This window comes from Achromobacter sp. 2789STDY5608621 (assembly GCF_001299375.1).
Classification (GTDB): domain Bacteria; phylum Pseudomonadota; class Gammaproteobacteria; order Burkholderiales; family Burkholderiaceae_B; genus Achromobacter; species Achromobacter insuavis.
In genome coordinates this window covers 15318-31283 of sequence record NZ_CYTU01000058.1, presented here as the reverse complement: position 1 = coordinate 31283, position 15966 = coordinate 15318, and the positions used below count along the sequence as shown (strand labels likewise).

Genomic DNA, 15966 nt, shown 5'->3' with positions numbered 1-15966 from the left:
CAGGTTGGCACCGCGCAGGTTGGCACCGCGCAGGTTGGCATCGCCCAGGTTGGCACCGCGCAGGTTGGCATCGCCCAGGTAGGCACCGCGCAGGTCGGCACGGGCCTCCACGGCCTGCTCCAGCGCCACGCGGGCAACCATGCCGCTCTCGGTGCCCTCGGGCACGTCAGCCGTGAAGAGCACGGCGCCGGTCCAGCGGTTCTTGATCTCGTGTTTCAAGGTCTTCTCCCGTTTCTCCCCGGGGTGGGGAGGTGTTGGGAGAATTATGCGCAAACGAATAAATCAAGTCAATACGAAAACGAATAAATAATTCGTAAGGGTATTCCCGGCCATCGTCAATGTCCCAAGTGCGCCTATAGGCGTCGCTCGGCTTATGATGCGGGGGGGATTTTCGGAGGTCCTATGGAGTCGAAGCTGAAGAGTGTCTGGTTGTGTGCGCTTATTGCGGGGACCGCGCCGTCGGTCGCGTCTGCGCAGAACAGTGTGGACTGCAATGCCAAGCCGACAGTGGTAGATCGGCTCGTGTGCGACAACCAGACATTGCTTAATCTGGACACCAAGTTTGCACGGGCTTATGCGGCGGCGAAGGCCGGGGGTGGGGATTTGAAGGCGCTATCGAGCCGCGCGCAGGCAGATCTCAAATGGCGTCAAGACAACTGCCGAGATAGCGATTGCTTGGAGGAGTGGTACAACAACATCACGCCCCAGTATCAGGCGCTGGCTAAGAATTCCCGGATCTCGACAGCACAGACCAGGAAATCCGCCAGCTCAGATAATTCCTTGTGGGCGGGAGAACTGCTCCGTGCGTATCTCGCCAACGGTATTGCCGCCGACGCGAAATATAGGGGCAAGCCCGTGGAAATTCGCGGTGTGGTTCAGGAAGTGGGGAGAGATGCTGGAGGGGAGCCATACGTGGCTTTGTGGGCCGATGATCCATACCGATCTGTCAAGCTGGTTTTCGCCACAGCTCACGAAGGCATGCTGGCGCAGTTGCGGCGGGGCGAGTCCATCCAGAGACGGTGTGTTGGGCTCGGCATGGCCTTCCAAACCCCAATTCTCGATTGCCGATTCGAGGGCAATTTGCCTGCGGGGAACAGCGCTCGGTCGCGTGCTGAAGTTTCCGGAATGCTCGCCGAGGCAGACCGTCTGGATACGCTATGTCGCGGGGGTGCCGCGAACGCTCAAGCGACTGAAGTGGCGTGCAGCGAGCGCGAGTTACTCATGAAGCAAATCCGGTATGTGGGCTGGTGCTGGGGCCATGCCAACGATTTGGGCTACCAACGCAAGTGGGTACAGTGCGCGCCGGGAGACTGACACCAGCGCTCCCTGCCTCAACGGCCTAAAAATCTTCGCTGCGCCAGACCTTCAACACGCGGCCGAAGACCTCGAAATCCATGGTGGGTTCCACTACCCAGGCCTGGTATGCCGGGTTCTCCGACAGCGCCATCAGGCCCTTGCCGGGGATCTTCTGCAGGCGCTTGATGAACCCCTCGCCATCGACGCGGAAGAAGTACACGGCGTCATAGTCGGCCGTGATGACGCCGCGGTCGACCAGCAAAGGGTCACCAGGGTTGAACATGGGTCGCATCGAGTCGCCGAAGCCGGTCACGATACAGAGATTGCTGGCCGACGTGGCGCCGCGCACGTTCTGCGCCAGCCATGCCTGATCCACGCGCCAGCTCTTGATAAGGCCTGGCTGGTCGCGCAGCTCCAACCCGTCGCCCATCTTGCCGCCGGTGTCGAACTGGGGAATGGGCACGTCATCCGAAACCACAGCCTTGGGAAGTGCCATCAGCGTCTTGTCGCCTTCTCCGCTGAACATCGTCGCCACCAGGTCGGCCCGCGCGCGGTCGCTCAGAAAGGCCTCGACCGGTACGCCGTAATGGCGGGCGATCGGCTCGAAGGTGGACACGCGCGGCTCGGCCGCCGTTCCAGACAGAAATCGGTAGATGGTGGGCTGCGGCACCTTCGCTTTGCGTGCAAGGGAGTTCGCAGTGTCGCCGGCGCGCGACATCAGCGCCGCCAAGAATTCACGGGAGTTCATGGCGAAACTATGCATGAATGAATAATTCGATTGGGTATTGCATGGTTATTCGGAAACGTATAATCTGATGCCCATGGACACCGCTACCGACCTCATCAAGCGCATTCGCGCCGCCGGATTGACCCAGTCGGAAATTTCCCGGCGCACAGGCATTCCGCAGCCGCGGCTCTCTCGTTGGGAGGCCGGCGCGCCTTCCGCTGGCGCCAACGACGCGCTGAAGCTGGCCGAATTGGCTCGATCACTACCGCCGCCCGCGCCCGAGCTGGCCACCGCCGCTCCAGCCCAGCAGGAGTCGAGCCATGCGTGACGGCAAAGCCATGCCACCCCCTCCAGACGCAAGCCAGGACCGACTTCTCGCTGCCGGACTGATTTCTGGACAAGAGGTCAAGGAGCGGCTGCGCGCATTTGAGCTGGACGGCACTGATAGCCCGCCCGTCAATGCGCGCCTGCGGCTATCCCTCAGCGTTGCTGGTCGTGTGCAAGGGCAGATTGAAGTATCGCTATCGCCCGCTCCACCGCTTTTCGTTGAAGTTCCGTCCAGTCTTGTTTCTCTAGCGGCAGCAGAAGAGACAGGGAAATCGCTTCTGTCCCTAGTGACTGAGTGTGTTCGAGAGGGATATCGACTCGGACGGTCGGAAACGCATCGTGCGCGAGGTGAGGCGTGATGGTTAGCGACTTGACGCTCACGGGATTGAATTTTTCGCTCATGGCTAGTCCCTTTCGGATCGGGTTGGGTTTGTGGAAACACGATCATATCCGTCTGGGGCTGGCCGCCCATTTTTCTGCCCAGCAGGAGGCGGCGTAGATGGCTTCCCCCGTTCAACGCCCGCGTGGTCCGCTCGGGTACTCGCAGTTCTATTCCCATCTGCCGTGGCCCTCTGATGTCACCGACGAGCAAAAGGCTCTGTGGCTCGATCGATACAAGGCTGGAGACACGGGCTTGCCGCCACCGCCGCCCAAACGTCCGCAGGCGCAGCCCAGCACGATGACCTCTGACTGGAATTCTGGCTTTCGCGCAGGTGTCGAGGCGATGCGCGAGCGCGCCGCTCAATGCTGCGATGCCCATGCCGCGAGCTACACGGGCAACTGCAACACCACGCCGAAGCTCGCGGCCACGAACTGCGCCACTTTGATCCGTACGTATCTGCCGGCCCCTGGTGAAGAGCACGGGCCGATTTCCGACCAGGAGGCCAACCATGCGTGATCCCGACCCGCAGGACAACCGCATCCCCATAGGTCCGCTCGATGTGTAGCGCATCAATGCACCGTCGCGCCGACGCGGTCGTCGGTGGCCCATGCCATGCGGTCGCGCTCGGCGCGCAGCTCTTCAAAGATGGCCATCACCGCGGCTTCGGACGGGTCGATGAAGGTGCGCCGGGCCATGTCCTGGGCGGTGATCAGCAGCTTTTCGGTTTCGGTCAGATTTTTCATGCCGCCAGTGTGCCCGGCGGCCAATTCCAGGGCATTCCTTTCCTGTTGAGCAGCCATGATTCCCATTGAACCGGCCGGAATGTCCGGTCCCCACATCATCGAAACGGCCTTGCGCTTGGCAATGGCCAACCAGGCCCAGCGCCAAAAGCTGCTGGATGAGACGGGCTGGGACGCCAGCATGCCGTCCAAGATTTGTTCTGGTGCCACCGGTATCACGCTGGAGAAGCTGGATTCGATGTGCCGGGCCCTGGGCCTGACGATCGTCGAGGTCGGCTACATGGACTATCTGGCGCGCGGCAATGAAATCGGATCGCGCTGCTGCAAGGCCCGGCTGAGCCTGGGCAATTGCGGGGCGAGGTAGACATGCGCCAGCGCCTGCACAACCCCCGCACGTTCCTGCTGATCGGCGCCAGCCAACAGGCCGCCGCGCAGACGTTCCTGGCCAACTTGCCGCTGGATGCCGACGAGCCGCTGGAGGTGGTGGTGCGCGAGCGCGTGAAGCCGCGCAAGATGAGCCAGAACGCCCTGATGTGGGTCGGCCCCCTGGCCGACATCGCCGAACAGGCGTGGCTGCTGGGGCAGCGCTTCCCGGCCGAGTCCTGGCATGAACAGTTCAAGCGCGACTTTCTGCCCGAAGAGTTCGACTCGGAGTTGTGTCTGGAAGGCTACCGCAAATGGGAGTACACCCCGCGCGGTGATCGCGTGCTGGTGGGCAGCACCACCATGCTGACCGTCAAGGGCATGGCCCAGTACCTGACCCAGGTTGAAGCCGCCGGCGCTGAGCTTGGCGTGGAATTCCGCACGCGAGAGGCCCGCTGATGCGTAAAGAAATCATCGGGAACGCCACCCTGTACCTGGGCGACTGCCGGGAGATTCTGCCGACGTTGCCGAAGGTTGATGCGGTGATCACTGACCCGCCGTATGGGCAAAGCTACAAGGTGAACACCTTCTACAAGGGTGGCTCGCGCGAATCAGCAGTGGTCCAGCGGAACGGTAAGACGCTGCAGGTGCTGCCGAATTTGCACGCCGAGATTGAAGGCGATGACGAACCGTTTGACCCGACGCACCTTCTCGAAGTTGCGCCCGCCGTTTTGATATGGGGCGCACACAAATTCGGGCACCGGCTGCCGCAAGGGCGAACCCTGGTATGGGACAAGGTGCCTACCGGGAAAATTCGCTCGCAAGGGGATGGCGAGACGGCATGGACGAACGTCAACCCTGGCGGTCCGCTGCGCATCTTTCGCCTTCTATGGGATGGCCTGTGCGTCGGTGAGGGTGCCCGCCATGAGGTAACGGCCGGGCAGAAGCGCGTTCACCCGATGCAAAAGCCGGAAATCCTGATGCGTTGGAGCATTGATCAGGCTGGGCGTCCTGCTTCCATCGTGGACCCTTACATGGGAAGCGGTTCAACCGGCGTGGCGGCCATGCAGGCGGGTTGCAGCTTCTTCGGCATTGAGTCCGTGACCGCGTACTTCGACATCGCTTGCCGCCGCATTGAAGATGCCCAGCGCCAGGGGAGGCTTGTCGCATGACGCTCAAGCGCTCAGCCCCTCTCACGCGCAAGACCCCGCTCAAGGCCACCACCGGCCTGGCGAGAACCCCATTCAAGCGCCGCGCGCCGAAGAAGCGCCCGGGCTATCACGAACCCAAGTACCTGGCTGCTTGTAAAGGCGAGCCGTGCTTTCTCCAGATCCCGGGCGTTTGCCGCGGCGAACGGGAAAGCGTGGTCCCGTGTCATGCAAATTGGTCCGCCTACGGCAAGGGCATGGGCATCAAGGCAAAAGATGAATTCACCGTTCCCGGTTGCTTCAGATGTCACCAGTGTCTGGATCAAGGCTTCAGCCTTACCGACGCTGAGAAGCGCGCGACATGGGAATTCGCATATCACCGCTGGCTGCCTGTGCGCGCCAGCAAGATGGAGGCGCTCTGATGCGCGACTACGCCAAGATCGTCCCGACCTTCTGGACAGGGAACACCGGGAAGGCCCTTCGCAAGTCTCCGGAAGGGGCTTTGGTGGCCCTGTATCTGCTCAGTTCTCCCCACTCCAACATGCTCGGGCTCTATTACCAGCCCGTCCTGTACATGGCCCACGAAACCGGATTGGGCATCGAAGGGGCTTGGAAGGGGCTTCATGCGTGCATCGAAGTGGGCTTCTGCTCCTACGACGAAGCCTCTGAAATGGTCTGGGTCAATGAGATGGCCGCGTACCAGATCGGCGAAGCGCTGAAGCCCGCCGATAAACGCTGTGCGGGCATCCAGAAGGACTATGACGCGCTGCCTGATAACCCGTTTTTGGGTGCGTTCTTTGATCGGTATTCCGAGTCGTTTCACCTTACCCAAAGACGTGCCGCTTCGGTCAGTTCCGATCCCGGTTGCTTTGCTCAAAACGAAGCCCCTTCGAAGCCCCATCGAAGCCAGGAACAGGAACAGGAACAGGAACAGGAGAAGGAACAAGAACAGGAAAAAAAGATACGCACCGAAACCCGGAAATCCCAAAGCTCCGAAAGCCCCAAAGCAGGTTCGACGATCACCGCTGCTGACCTGCAAGCCCGTGGTGTCGAACCCCAGGTGGCTGCGGACTTCCTGGCGCTGCGCGCGAAGAAGCGAGCGCCGTTCACGCTGACCGCGCTGACCGGCATCGAGCGAGAAGCGGCGATGGCCGGCGTGTCGCTGAACACCGCACTGCGCACCGCTTCCGAGCGGGGATGGCAGAGCTTCAAGGCCGAATGGGTCCGTGCTGACCAAGCGCCTGGACGCCAGATCGGCCTGGGCATGGCGTCGGGCATGACCGAGTCGGAACGGCGCAAGCAGGAGTTCTTGCGCCTGGCAGGCCACGGCGGCAACGACAGCCGCACCATCGACATGGAGCCGATCTGATGCACAGCCGCGATACCTCCGCCTTTGCCGACCTGCTGGCCGGCGTGTTCGACGCCTACAACCGCGTGGCGCCGCAGCCCGCGACGCAGATGCTGTGGCTGCGCATGCTGGAGCCCTACGAGTTCGCCGCGGTCAGCGCCGCGTTTTCGCAGTACGTGGCGAACGAGGCCAAATTCCCGCCCACGCCGGCGCAGATTCTGGCGCTGCTCGGCCACGGCACGGGCGACAACCGACCCAGCGCGGATGAGGCATGGGCTACTGCGCTGCTGTCCCGCGACGAGGCGGAAACGGTCGTCTGGACGCAGGAAACTGCACAGGCCTTCGCGTCGTGCCGTTCCGTGCTGGACTTGGGCGACGAAGTCGGCGCGCGCATGGCGTTCAAGGGCGCATACGACCGCCTGGTGGCGCGGGCGCGCAACGAGCGTCGGCAGGTTGCATGGCAGGCATCGCTGGGCTGGGATGCTGACCGCCGCGAACGGGCGTTGACCGCTGCTGGCAATGCCGGGCTGCTACCGGCGCCGCATGTGGCCGCGCTGCTGCCGCCGCCTGATCCCTCCAACGGCATGGGCGACGACGAGGTAGCGGCCGAAAACATCGCGCGCCTTCGCAAGCTGGTTGCCAGCGCCATGTCGCCCAGCGAGAAGCGCCGCCGAGCTGCCGAAGAGGCCAGCCAGGCCGAGCGCGACCGCCTTGAATCCCTGAAAGCGCAGACGGCCGCCAAGGTCGCCCAGCACCAGAACGGAGCCAGCGCATGAACTCCTACGCCGAAGCCAGCGCCGCCGCCAGCGGCAACGAACCCCAGGCCTATGGCCTTTGCGCTGCTTACGGCTGCTGCCTGCCGGGCACGCTCACGATGAGCACCCAGGGCGCGCAGGACTGGCACTGCCGCCTGCACTTCGGCGCGCCGCGCTCCGAATTCGACGACATCAGCGCGCGTGCCCAGAACCGCAAGGCGCTGTTCACCGCCGCGTACTGGCTGGTCAACCGCCCCAAGGGCGACAGCGTCAGCCGCAAGGTGCTGGACCGGATCGAAGCCTTGGGCAGGGCCGACATCCTGGCCAGCGCCGCCAAAGCCGAAAAGCTCACCGCCTACCACCTGGGCGCCCACATGCTCCGCGTCCTGGGCGACGAATGCCGCCAGCCACAGGCGCACATGGGCACCCCCAAACCCGCCGGCCCCACCTGGCTGGACCAAAACCAACCCGAGGAAGCCGAAGCATGACTACACCGAACTTGACCGCCCAGGCCGACGTGGCGATTGATCCCATGGCTGGGACGCTGGCGGACACTTACGCGCGCGCGCTGGGCGAAGAATGGCGCCTAGTTGTCGGATGGCCAGAATATGAGGTGTCTAGCTACGGGCGTGTCCGTAGATTCGCGCCGTACGTGTCCACGCGCCCAGGTCGTTTGCTGCGCATGAAGCCCTCAAACGCCTATTTCCGGGTCGGCCTATGCCGGAAGTCTCGCGTTACCTGGAAATTTGTTCATCGCTTGGTGGCTGAAGCGTTCCTTCCAGCACCTATGCCTGGTCAGACACAGGTGGCACACAACAACGGCGTCGGCATCGACAACAGGGTGTCGAATTTGCGTTGGGATTCGCCGGACGGAAACGCGGCGGATAGGTGGGCCCATGGGACTTACAAGACCGGCGAAAGACACGCTTGCGCCAAGGGGTCGTGGCTTCTTGCACAGAAGGTGCGTGCGATGCGTGCCGACGGTTCCAGCGTGCCGAAGATCATGCGTGACACCGGGCTTGGGCGCACTTCGGTTTACAGCATCCTTAGGGGTGAAAGGTGGGGAGTGCCGGGGCCGAAAGGGCAGGCTGACATTCGCGCGCTTGGGAGAATCTGATGCAGGAATACGTGCTCACCCTTCCATATCCCATCAGCGCAAACCGCTATTGGGCCAGCCGCACGGTCACGCCTAAGGGCAAGCCGTCGTTCACCAGCACCTACGTGACGCCCGAGGCCAAGGCCTACAAGTCCCAGGTGAAGAAGCTGGCGCTGGTCGCGGGCGTGCGCAAGCCCATCGCCGGGCGCGTGCGTGTCGACTTCACCCTGTACCCGAACCGCCCGCTGGACTGGAAGACGCGCATGCGCAAGGCGGGCGCCGCATGGGATGACACCGTGCAATGCCTGGACCTGGACAACGCGCAGAAGGTGGTGCTGGACAGCCTCAAGGACGTGGTGTTCCAGGACGACGCATGGGTGCGCGAGATTCACGCCCGCCGGGCCGAGCCGGACGAATTCGGCGCGCGGCTCATGGTGGTGGTGACGCCGCTGGCCGTGGCCCAGCCGCAAACCGACCTGTTTGGTGCCGCATGAACGGCTGGTGGATCGTCTTTGGCGGCCTGGGCTTCCTGGCCGCATGCCTCGGGCTCGCGGTCTGGGGCCACGCCAGCGCATACCGGCACGAAGCCGAAGAACACGGAGACAACGTTGGCACGCACCCCTGAACAACTCACCGCCGTGCGCAAGGCGCGCTATGCCTGCGCTCAGAAGCTGCGCCGGATGGGCTATCGCTTCGCCAAGGAATCGGCGACAGAAGCCGAGATCGTCGCGGCTATCCACCGCAGCACCGGCTGGCCGAGGCCGGAACGCGGCGAAGCCATCGACTACCTGCAACGGTTCGCCAGCATGCCCGACGGCGTGCCCACGCCCAGCCGTCAGCACGACGCCCTGCACGCCGCCGAGTACCAGCCCGACCGCTGGCTGCGCGCCGCCGCCGAGCGCGCGGCCACCGTGCAGCGGCCATTGATCCCCGCCGTCAGCCGAATCCCTGGCGCAACTCAGGAGCATGCAGCATGAGCAACCCCAACCAGGGCGCCGCAACCCGCGCGCGCAACGAAGAAATCGAACGCCGGCTGACGGCTGGCGAGTCGGGCCCGGTGCTGGCCAAGGAATTCGGCATAACGCAGCCACGCGTGCACCAGATCGCCCGGGCGGTGCGCGAGGCGAGGGGAGAACTGACACCGCGCCCCAAGCGCAGCGCGCCCGTGCTGCCCCGCCTGCGGAAGGTCGCGGGCGTTTGGGAATGCGGCGACGGCGTTGTGACGCGTTCCGGGGATTCGCCGAAGGCCGCGTATGACGCTTGGAGTCTGGGCGCCATTGCCGTTGCGCAGCCGACGCGCAAAGACCAACAGACCACCGCGCCAGAGCCTGAGAAACCCTACACCGGCCCGGTCACGGTCGTCAGCGGGACGAAGGCGGCCCCAAAACCGTTTGTCCTCTCGCCCGCCATGGCAATCCTGGCGCAGCGCGCGCGCGAGGCTCAGAGCCCAATGCGTTCACTGGCCGGCATCCGGGAGCGTGCCGCATGACTTGGTCGAGCCGATCCGAACGCGGCGACCCGGCCAAGCTGCTGGAGCGCCGCCAAGAACCCCCGCCGGCGCGCACCTGCGCCGGCTGCAAGGAAATCCGCCTGATCACCAACCCCTTCGGCGGCCGGCGCGTCCTGCGCTGCGCCCTGGGCGAAGAGATCGGTCAACGTTGTTCGAAGTACGAGGAGCGCGCCGCGCCATGACCATTCCAAGGCTGAACTACGCGCGGCTCAAGGAGCTGTTGCGATATGACGCGGAGACCGGCGAGTTTCGGTGGACGTCTGCCCCTGGTGTGCAAGCCCGCATGAAGGGGAAGCGAGCCGGTTTCTACGAAGCCAGTACTGGCTACTGGCGAATCAATCAGGGCGGAGTCACCTACTACGCCCACAGGCTGGCATGGATGTACATGCACGGGGCGTTTCCAGCGCACGACATCGACCATCTCAACGGGAACCGCCTGGATAACCGGATCGCAAACCTGCGAGATGTGCCCCGGAGGATCAACACCCAGAACCGCCGGCGCCCCTTGGCTCGTAGTAGCACGGGATTGCTGGGAGTGACGGCAAAGCCGGGCGGCCGCTTCGCCGCCCAGCTCACATACCAGGGGAAAAACCTGTACCTAGGCCGATTCCCTACGCCAGAAGAAGCCCACGCTGCCTACCTGAAGGCGAAGCGCCAACTGCATGAAGGATGCACCCTATGACAGTCTCTCGCTTGCTTTTGGACCGGTTGCCAGCCGATTTCCATGAACGGCTTTGCAATTGGGGGGAGGTGATGCGCAGCCGCGGCGGCTACGGCGTATCGCCCACCTACGAGATCTGCCGAATGCTGGCCAAGCAGGCCGGCAAGCTGGCCGAGGTCGAGGAGCCGCAGAAGGAGGCGGACGAGGCTGACGGCGCCTTCATCGAAGCGGCCTGGCGCAACGCCGTCTACCGAATGTTGCACCAGCACCGCGAGCTGCTCCGGGCCCACTACGTCCAGCGCGCCTACTGGAAGGCCACGTGCCGCGCTCAGGGCATCAGGTTGCGCGAGTACGACGACATCCTGGTGCGTGCCGTCGGCAACTTCGAAGATTTTGTTGCGCAGTACGGAATGCGGGTGCATAATCGCCGCCAAGACAACCTGACTACCGTCTAACGACGTGACCCGATGCCCATGGCGGGCATCGTGCGTCCGCAAGAAACAAGCCCCGTGCGAAAGCCGGGGCTTTTTTCATGCTCGTTTCCAGAGAGCAGGGGCCAGAGAGAACCGTCCGCCGGGCCGCATGGGCACCGGCTGGCAGACGTCACGCTCCGGCCTCTGCTCTGTGGGAACAGCCGCCGCAATCGACCAGACAGCAGCGCGCCACCGTGGCCGCTGCGCGCGGGGATGGCCCCGTATCACTGGCTCCGACCGGCGCCGCCTGAAGTCTCCCTGCGCCACACAGCGCCACGTGCAATGCGTGCTTGGGGGAGGGGCCCCACGCCAACAACACCCCCATGAGTCGCCTCAGCTGGCCTGGCGCCCGCGCAGGGGCAAATGCGCGGGGCACTTCTTTCCGGTCTTGTCGCCGGCGGCCAGCACGACGAGAACCGCCGCGCCCAGCCCGCCGTGGCGGGTAGTCGGATGGGGGCAACCACACTGAGAACCGAATGACACAGCCCAAGAAGGCGCCACCCGACTGGGAGCGCATCGAGGCGGGCTACCGCGCGGGCGTCATGTCCTTGCGCGAACTCGCCACCCTGCACGGCATCACCGAGGGGGCCATCCGCAAGCGTGCCAAGCGCGACGAGTGGCCCCGTGACCTGGCTGCGAAGGTGCAGGCTAAGGCCGACGAGCTGGTACGCAGGGAGGAGGTACGCAAGCAGGTACGCGATGAAACGATTGCGTACCGCGAGGCGGAAGCGGTGGCCATCGGCGCGAAGCTGGTGGCCGAGGTCAAGCTGTCGCACAAGAACTCGCTGACCCGCATGCGCACCCTGTGCGACACCCTGATGAGCGAGATCGAGGCCGAGACGAACAACCCCGGCCTGTTCCAGGAGCTGGGCGAATTCCTGCGCGGCGAGGACGACGCGGCCGCCGACAAGCGGGCCGAGGTCTACCGGCGCGCCATATCGAGCGCTGGTCGTCTGGACGGCGCCAAGAAGCTGGCCGACATGCTGAAGGTGCTGATCCCGCTGGAGCGCGAGGCCTACGGCATCCTGCCGACGCCGCAGCAGATCAACCTGAACACGACGCAGCGAAAGGCCGATGACCTCACAGACGAAGAGCTACTTGCCCTCGCGGCAGGAAGCGGCCCGGGAGCTGCTGATTCGGAGGCGGGCGAGGGCTGACATCCTTCAGTACGCCAATGCGATCGAGGTGCCAGGCCGGCCGGTGGACGAGGAAGATCCGGACGCCGAATTTTTCGAGCCAATCGAGACCACCATGGCGGTGCACCACCGGCTGCTGCTGGCCAAGCTGGAAGAGACCAGCCAGCGCCGGCACGGCCGGATGATCGTCTGCATGCCACCTGGGTCTGCTAAGTCGACGTATGCGTCGGTGGTGTTCCCCTCTAAGTATCTGGGCGCCACCCCCAGCCGGCGCGTCATCCTGGCGAGCTACGGCGACGACCTGGCCCGCAAGATGGGGCGCCGCACGCGCTCGATCATAAAGCAGCCGCGATACCGGAACATCTGGGGTGCGGCCCTGGTGTCGGATTCGAACGCCGCTCAGGAATTCGCGCTCTCGAACGGTAGCGAATACATGGCCTGCGGCATCCTGTCCGGCATTACCGGCAACCGGGCTCACGGCATCATCATCGACGACCCGATCAAGGGCCGCGAGCAGGCGAATTCGGAGACGATCCGGAACAAGACCTGGGATGCCTACGAAGACGACCTGAAGACGCGCCTGATCCCGGGCGGCTGGATTGTCCTGATCACCACGCGGTGGCATGAGGACGACCTGGCCGGCCGCATCCTGCCGGATGACTGGAAGGGCGAAAGCGGGCTTATCCGCTGCAAGGACGGCAACGACTGGGAGGTGCTGTGCATTCAGGCGCGCTGCGAGGTCGACAGGGACCCGCTCGGGCGCGCCAGGGGCGAATACCTCTGGCCGGAATGGTTCGATCGCCAGCACTGGGCGCAGTTCGAGAGCAACTCGCGCACCTGGTCGTCGCTGTATCAGCAGCTGCCGACCCCGCTGGATGGCGACCTTTTCAAGCCCGACCAGATCCAGGTCATCGACGCGCTGCCGGCCGGGCGCATCGACTGGGTGCGCGGCTGGGACTTCGCCAGCACCGACGGCGCGGGCGATTTCACGGCCGGCCCGAAGCTGGGCCGCCTGCCGACCGGTCAGTACGTGATCGGCGACATGGTGCGCGGCCAGTGGGGGCCAGACCGCCGTGACAAGGCGCTGGAGAACACCGCGGCGCTGGATGGCCGGCAGGTCCGCATCAGCATCCCGCAAGACCCGGGCCAGGCCGGCAAAACGCAGGTGCTGTACCTGACGCGCGGCATGCCCGGCTACCGGATCGTGAGCAGCCCAGAAAGCGGCGACAAGGTTGTGCGCGCCGAACCGTTCGCCGCCCAGGTCAACGTCGGCAACGTGCTGATGCTGCGCGGCGACTGGAACAAGGCGCTGATCGACGAGCTGCGGTCTTTCCCGAACGGCAAGCATGACGACCAGATCGACGGGCTCTCACGGGCCTTCGCCGAGCTGATCACCAAGCGGCCGATGCAAATCAACCCCGACGCATTGAGGCGTGCATGAAACTACTCGACTGGACCCTCCGCAGGACGCCGGCGACGGCTCCCACGGCGGAGCCGGCTGCGCGCCGCGAGCCCGGGATGAAGATCAGCCTGGAAGCCTTGGGGAAAGCGAACATCCCGCCGGCCGAGCCCGTGGCCACGTCCGTGGGAGAGTTCAAGCGCCCCGCCGTTGCTCCCGGCGTAGTCCCCGCCACGATGGAGAAGGCCGTGCTGGCGATGGATGAGTCCATGTCGCCGGTCTACGCCTACGTGAGCGAGGCCTACGCCGGGATGGGCTTCATCGGCTATCCCTACCTGGCCGAGCTGTCGCAGCGCCCCGAATACCGCAAGATGTCCGATGTCATCGCCAAGGAGATGACCCGGAAGTGGATCAAGCTGGAGGTCAAGGGCGAAGACGACAAGAGCGACAAGCTCGAGGTCATCGAGAAGGCCATGCGCCGGCATCGCCTGCGAGCCAAGTTCCGCCTCGCCGCGCTGCAGGACGGTCTGTTCGGCCGGTCGCAGATCTACATCGACGTGAAGACGCCCAGCGGCATGCTGGCCTGGGCCGACCCGGACGAACTGAAGTCCATCCTGGTCAAGAGCCCGGCCAAGATCGCCAAGGGCGCGCTGGTGGGCTTCAAGGTCATCGACCCTGTCTGGACGACGCCGTACCTCTACAACAGCGACAACCCGATGCGGCCGGACTTCTACAAGCCGACGTCCTGGTTTGTGCTGGGGCGCCAGGTGCATTCGAGCCGCCTCCTGAACATCGTGTCGCGCGAGGTGCCGGACCTGCTGAAGCCGTCGTACAACTTCGGCGGCATGTCGTTGACCCAGCTGACGATTCCGTACGTCAACAACTGGCTGAAGACGCGCCAGGCGGTGGCCAATCTGATCGATGGGTTCTCGGTGGGGGTCTTCAAGACCAATCTGCAGTCGATCCTTTCGGGCGATCCCGGCGACGACGTATTCGCGCGCATCGACGTGTTCAACCGGACACGGACGAATCGCGGGGTCTTCGCCGTCAACAAGGAAGACGAGGAATTCGGGTTCGAGAACGTGCCTCTGTCTGGACTGGACGCGCTGCAGAACCAGTCGCTGGAGCAGCTGTGCGTAGTGCCAGGCATTCCGCTGGTGAAGTACACGGGCATCACGCCGAGCGGCCTGAACGCCACGGCCGAGGGCGAGATTCGCGTCTTCTACGACGAAATGTTGTCGGCCCAGGAAGCGGTGTTCCGCGACCCGCTGCAGCAGTGCCTGGAGGTGATCCAGCTGAGCGAGTTCGGCGAGATCGACCCCGACATCACCTTCAGCTTCGTGCCGCTGTGGCAGATGAGCGAGAAGGAGCTGGCCGAGGTGCGCAAGCTGGACGCGGACACCGGCGCAGTGCTGATCGAGTCCGCCGCCATCAGCCCGCAGGAAGAGCGCGAGCGCGTGGCCGCGGACGAGACGAACGGCTATCACTCGCTGGATCTGGCCGACGATGACGACGACGGGGTGCCGGATGCTGTGCCCGGCGCGCCGCCGCCCCTGGAAGACGAACCGCAGGAAGACGCGAATGCCTGACCTCGTATCCCCGACTGGCCGCGAGGTGCCGCTGCGCCCCGTGCACGCCAACCAGGGGATCGAGGCGGCCTATCGCAAGCGCCTGGACCGCCTGATCGATGAGATGCAGCGGTCCCTGGTGTACTGGCTGACGGCGGCCTATCGGCGCAATGTGCCGGAGATCGCCCAGGACGAAAGCCCAGCCATGGCGCTGACCAAGATGATGCGGCGCCTGGCCAAGCAGTGGCAACGACGCTTCGACGAGGCGGCCCAGCCGGTGGCCAGCGAGTTCGCCGAAACCTCGATGAGCGCGGCGGATATCTCGCTGCGCAATGCCCTGCGGAAGAAAGGGTTCAGCGTGCAGTTCCAGCTGACCCGAGCGGCCAACGACGTATTCCAGGCCACCGTGCAGGAGAACGTCGGACTCATCAAGTCGATCGCCGCCGAGCATCTGCAGGACGTGCAGGGCATGGTTATGCGGTCGGTTACCCAGGGTCGAGACCTGGAAGGGCTGGTCGAGGATTTGCAGAAGCGCTACGGCGTCACCAAGCGGCGCGCGGCGTTCATCGCGCGCGACCAGTCGAATAAAGCGACCGCCACCATTACAAGGGTCAGGCAAAAAGGCCTCGGCATCACCAAAGCGCGCTGGCTTCATAGCTCTGGCGGAAAGCATCCAAGGCCATCCCATGTCGCTGCCAGTGGGAAAACTTATGACATCGAAAAGGGAATGTATCTCGATGGAAAGTGGGTATTTCCGGGAACCGAGCCGAACTGCCGATGCGTGTCGATCAGCATCATCCCCGGATTCGAGGGCTGACCAGAAGAGATGCTTCAAGTGCGGAGAATCCAAGCCGCTTGAAAGCTTCAGCATAGATCGGTCCAGGAAAGACGGCCGGCATGCTCGCTGCAAAACATGCAGGAAGGCTCATTACGAAGCCGATAAGGACCGTGTAGCTGAGGCGTCGCGCGCGCACTACCTGGCCAACAAAGAGCGGCACGGCGATCTGTCCCGGGCGCACTATCGTGCCAACCGGGAG

25 protein-coding genes are annotated in these 15966 nt (G+C 64.3%); 21 read left to right on the top strand and 4 right to left on the bottom strand.

The features are described from left to right. On the bottom strand, positions 1–219 hold a 219-nt coding region (locus AOZ53_RS29685), incomplete at its 3' end, for a pentapeptide repeat-containing protein (RefSeq protein ID WP_197286545.1). Between the two features lie 183 nt (positions 220–402). Between AOZ53_RS29685 and AOZ53_RS33965 the strand changes: the two genes are divergently transcribed. Then, a complete protein-coding gene (locus AOZ53_RS33965) occupies positions 403–1314 on the top strand; it encodes an OB-fold protein (protein WP_082385827.1) in 912 nt (303 codons plus the stop codon). 25 nt (positions 1315–1339) lie between these two features. Here AOZ53_RS33965 and AOZ53_RS29680 read toward each other — a convergent pair whose 3' ends face one another. Next, positions 1340–2044 carry a S24 family peptidase gene (locus tag AOZ53_RS29680; RefSeq protein ID WP_054490565.1) on the bottom strand — a complete coding sequence of 235 codons (705 nt, stop codon included), beginning with the start codon at positions 2042–2044 and terminating at the stop codon, positions 1340–1342. Between the two features lie 73 nt (positions 2045–2117). Here AOZ53_RS29680 and AOZ53_RS29675 point away from each other — a divergent pair, with 73 nt between their 5' ends. After that, complete coding sequence (locus AOZ53_RS29675; RefSeq protein ID WP_082385829.1) at positions 2118–2351, top strand: helix-turn-helix domain-containing protein; 234 nt, start codon at positions 2118–2120, stop codon at positions 2349–2351. A 152-nt stretch (positions 2352–2503) separates the two neighbouring features. On the opposite strand, the gene AOZ53_RS34535 is transcribed toward AOZ53_RS29675, so the two are convergent. Then, entirely contained in the window at positions 2504–2752 is a 249-nt protein-coding gene (locus AOZ53_RS34535) for a hypothetical protein (RefSeq protein WP_156333577.1), read from the bottom strand. Between the two features lie 97 nt (positions 2753–2849). Between AOZ53_RS34535 and AOZ53_RS34530 the strand changes: the two genes are divergently transcribed. Next, a complete protein-coding gene (locus AOZ53_RS34530) occupies positions 2850–3248 on the top strand; it encodes a hypothetical protein (RefSeq protein WP_076472314.1) in 399 nt (132 codons plus the stop codon). Between the two features lie 53 nt (positions 3249–3301). Here AOZ53_RS34530 and AOZ53_RS34525 read toward each other — a convergent pair whose 3' ends face one another. Continuing rightward, positions 3302–3541: a hypothetical protein gene (locus AOZ53_RS34525; RefSeq protein ID WP_197286547.1), complete on the bottom strand. Its 240-nt coding sequence runs from the start codon at positions 3539–3541 to the stop codon at positions 3302–3304. Here AOZ53_RS34525 and AOZ53_RS29670 point away from each other — a divergent pair. The 18 genes from AOZ53_RS29670 to AOZ53_RS29595 all read left to right on the top strand — a co-directional run bounded on the left by AOZ53_RS29670 (position 3531) and on the right by AOZ53_RS29595 (position 15746). Then, positions 3531–3836 carry a hypothetical protein gene (locus AOZ53_RS29670; protein ID WP_054440359.1) on the top strand — a complete coding sequence of 102 codons (306 nt, stop codon included), beginning with the start codon at positions 3531–3533 and terminating at the stop codon, positions 3834–3836. The genes AOZ53_RS34525 and AOZ53_RS29670 overlap by 11 nt on opposite strands. A gap of 2 nt (positions 3837–3838) precedes the next feature. Next, a complete protein-coding gene (locus tag AOZ53_RS29665; RefSeq protein WP_054490561.1) occupies positions 3839–4294 on the top strand; it encodes a recombination protein NinB in 456 nt (151 codons plus the stop codon). Further along, positions 4294–5007, top strand: coding sequence for a DNA methyltransferase (locus tag AOZ53_RS29660; protein ID WP_054490559.1), 714 nt, complete (start codon positions 4294–4296; stop codon positions 5005–5007). Before AOZ53_RS29665 ends, AOZ53_RS29660 begins: the two co-directional genes overlap by 1 nt. Next, positions 5004–5405: a nuclease domain-containing protein gene (locus AOZ53_RS33960; RefSeq protein ID WP_082385824.1), complete on the top strand. Its 402-nt coding sequence runs from the start codon at positions 5004–5006 to the stop codon at positions 5403–5405. The genes AOZ53_RS29660 and AOZ53_RS33960 overlap by 4 nt, the downstream gene beginning before the upstream one ends. Further along, a complete protein-coding gene (locus AOZ53_RS29655) occupies positions 5405–6352 on the top strand; it encodes a hypothetical protein (protein WP_054490558.1) in 948 nt (315 codons plus the stop codon). The genes AOZ53_RS33960 and AOZ53_RS29655 overlap by 1 nt, the downstream gene beginning before the upstream one ends. Beyond that, entirely contained in the window at positions 6352–7107 is a 756-nt protein-coding gene (locus tag AOZ53_RS29650; RefSeq protein WP_054490555.1) for a replicative helicase loader/inhibitor, read from the top strand. Before AOZ53_RS29655 ends, AOZ53_RS29650 begins: the two co-directional genes overlap by 1 nt. Next, positions 7104–7574 carry a hypothetical protein gene (locus tag AOZ53_RS29645; RefSeq protein WP_054490552.1) on the top strand — a complete coding sequence of 157 codons (471 nt, stop codon included), beginning with the start codon at positions 7104–7106 and terminating at the stop codon, positions 7572–7574. Before AOZ53_RS29650 ends, AOZ53_RS29645 begins: the two co-directional genes overlap by 4 nt. Then, positions 7571–8203 (top strand): NUMOD4 domain-containing protein, encoded by a 633-nt coding sequence (locus AOZ53_RS33955; RefSeq protein WP_197286544.1) that lies wholly within the window; start codon positions 7571–7573, stop codon positions 8201–8203. The genes AOZ53_RS29645 and AOZ53_RS33955 overlap by 4 nt, the downstream gene beginning before the upstream one ends. Beyond that, the gene (locus AOZ53_RS29640; RefSeq protein WP_054490550.1) at positions 8203–8676 is read left to right on the top strand and encodes a RusA family crossover junction endodeoxyribonuclease; all 474 of its coding nucleotides are present in this window, start codon (positions 8203–8205) and stop codon (positions 8674–8676) included. Before AOZ53_RS33955 ends, AOZ53_RS29640 begins: the two co-directional genes overlap by 1 nt. Positions 8677–8790: 114 nt before the next feature. Then, positions 8791–9159, top strand: a complete 369-nt coding sequence (locus tag AOZ53_RS29635) for a hypothetical protein (protein ID WP_054490548.1) — start codon at positions 8791–8793, stop codon at positions 9157–9159. Further along, positions 9156–9671 (top strand): hypothetical protein, encoded by a 516-nt coding sequence (locus AOZ53_RS29630; protein WP_054490546.1) that lies wholly within the window; start codon positions 9156–9158, stop codon positions 9669–9671. Before AOZ53_RS29635 ends, AOZ53_RS29630 begins: the two co-directional genes overlap by 4 nt. After that, positions 9668–9874, top strand: coding sequence for a hypothetical protein (locus AOZ53_RS29625; protein WP_054490544.1), 207 nt, complete (start codon positions 9668–9670; stop codon positions 9872–9874). Before AOZ53_RS29630 ends, AOZ53_RS29625 begins: the two co-directional genes overlap by 4 nt. After that, positions 9871–10374: an HNH endonuclease gene (locus tag AOZ53_RS29620; RefSeq protein ID WP_054449239.1), complete on the top strand. Its 504-nt coding sequence runs from the start codon at positions 9871–9873 to the stop codon at positions 10372–10374. Before AOZ53_RS29625 ends, AOZ53_RS29620 begins: the two co-directional genes overlap by 4 nt. Next, a complete protein-coding gene (locus tag AOZ53_RS29615) occupies positions 10371–10808 on the top strand; it encodes a hypothetical protein (protein WP_054490542.1) in 438 nt (145 codons plus the stop codon). Before AOZ53_RS29620 ends, AOZ53_RS29615 begins: the two co-directional genes overlap by 4 nt. A gap of 494 nt (positions 10809–11302) precedes the next feature. After that, on the top strand, positions 11303–11983 hold the full coding sequence (locus tag AOZ53_RS29610) for a hypothetical protein (protein WP_054490540.1): 681 nt from the start codon (positions 11303–11305) through the stop codon (positions 11981–11983). Then, positions 11901–13403 carry a phage terminase large subunit gene (terL, locus tag AOZ53_RS29605; RefSeq protein ID WP_082385822.1) on the top strand — a complete coding sequence of 501 codons (1503 nt, stop codon included), beginning with the start codon at positions 11901–11903 and terminating at the stop codon, positions 13401–13403. The genes AOZ53_RS29610 and terL overlap by 83 nt, the downstream gene beginning before the upstream one ends. A gap of 77 nt (positions 13404–13480) precedes the next feature. Next, on the top strand, positions 13481–14950 hold the full coding sequence (locus AOZ53_RS29600) for a DUF1073 domain-containing protein (protein WP_054490536.1): 1470 nt from the start codon (positions 13481–13483) through the stop codon (positions 14948–14950). Next, positions 14943–15746, top strand: a complete 804-nt coding sequence (locus AOZ53_RS29595) for a phage head morphogenesis protein (RefSeq protein ID WP_054490534.1) — start codon at positions 14943–14945, stop codon at positions 15744–15746. Before AOZ53_RS29600 ends, AOZ53_RS29595 begins: the two co-directional genes overlap by 8 nt. Positions 15747–15966: the final 220 nt, after the last annotated feature.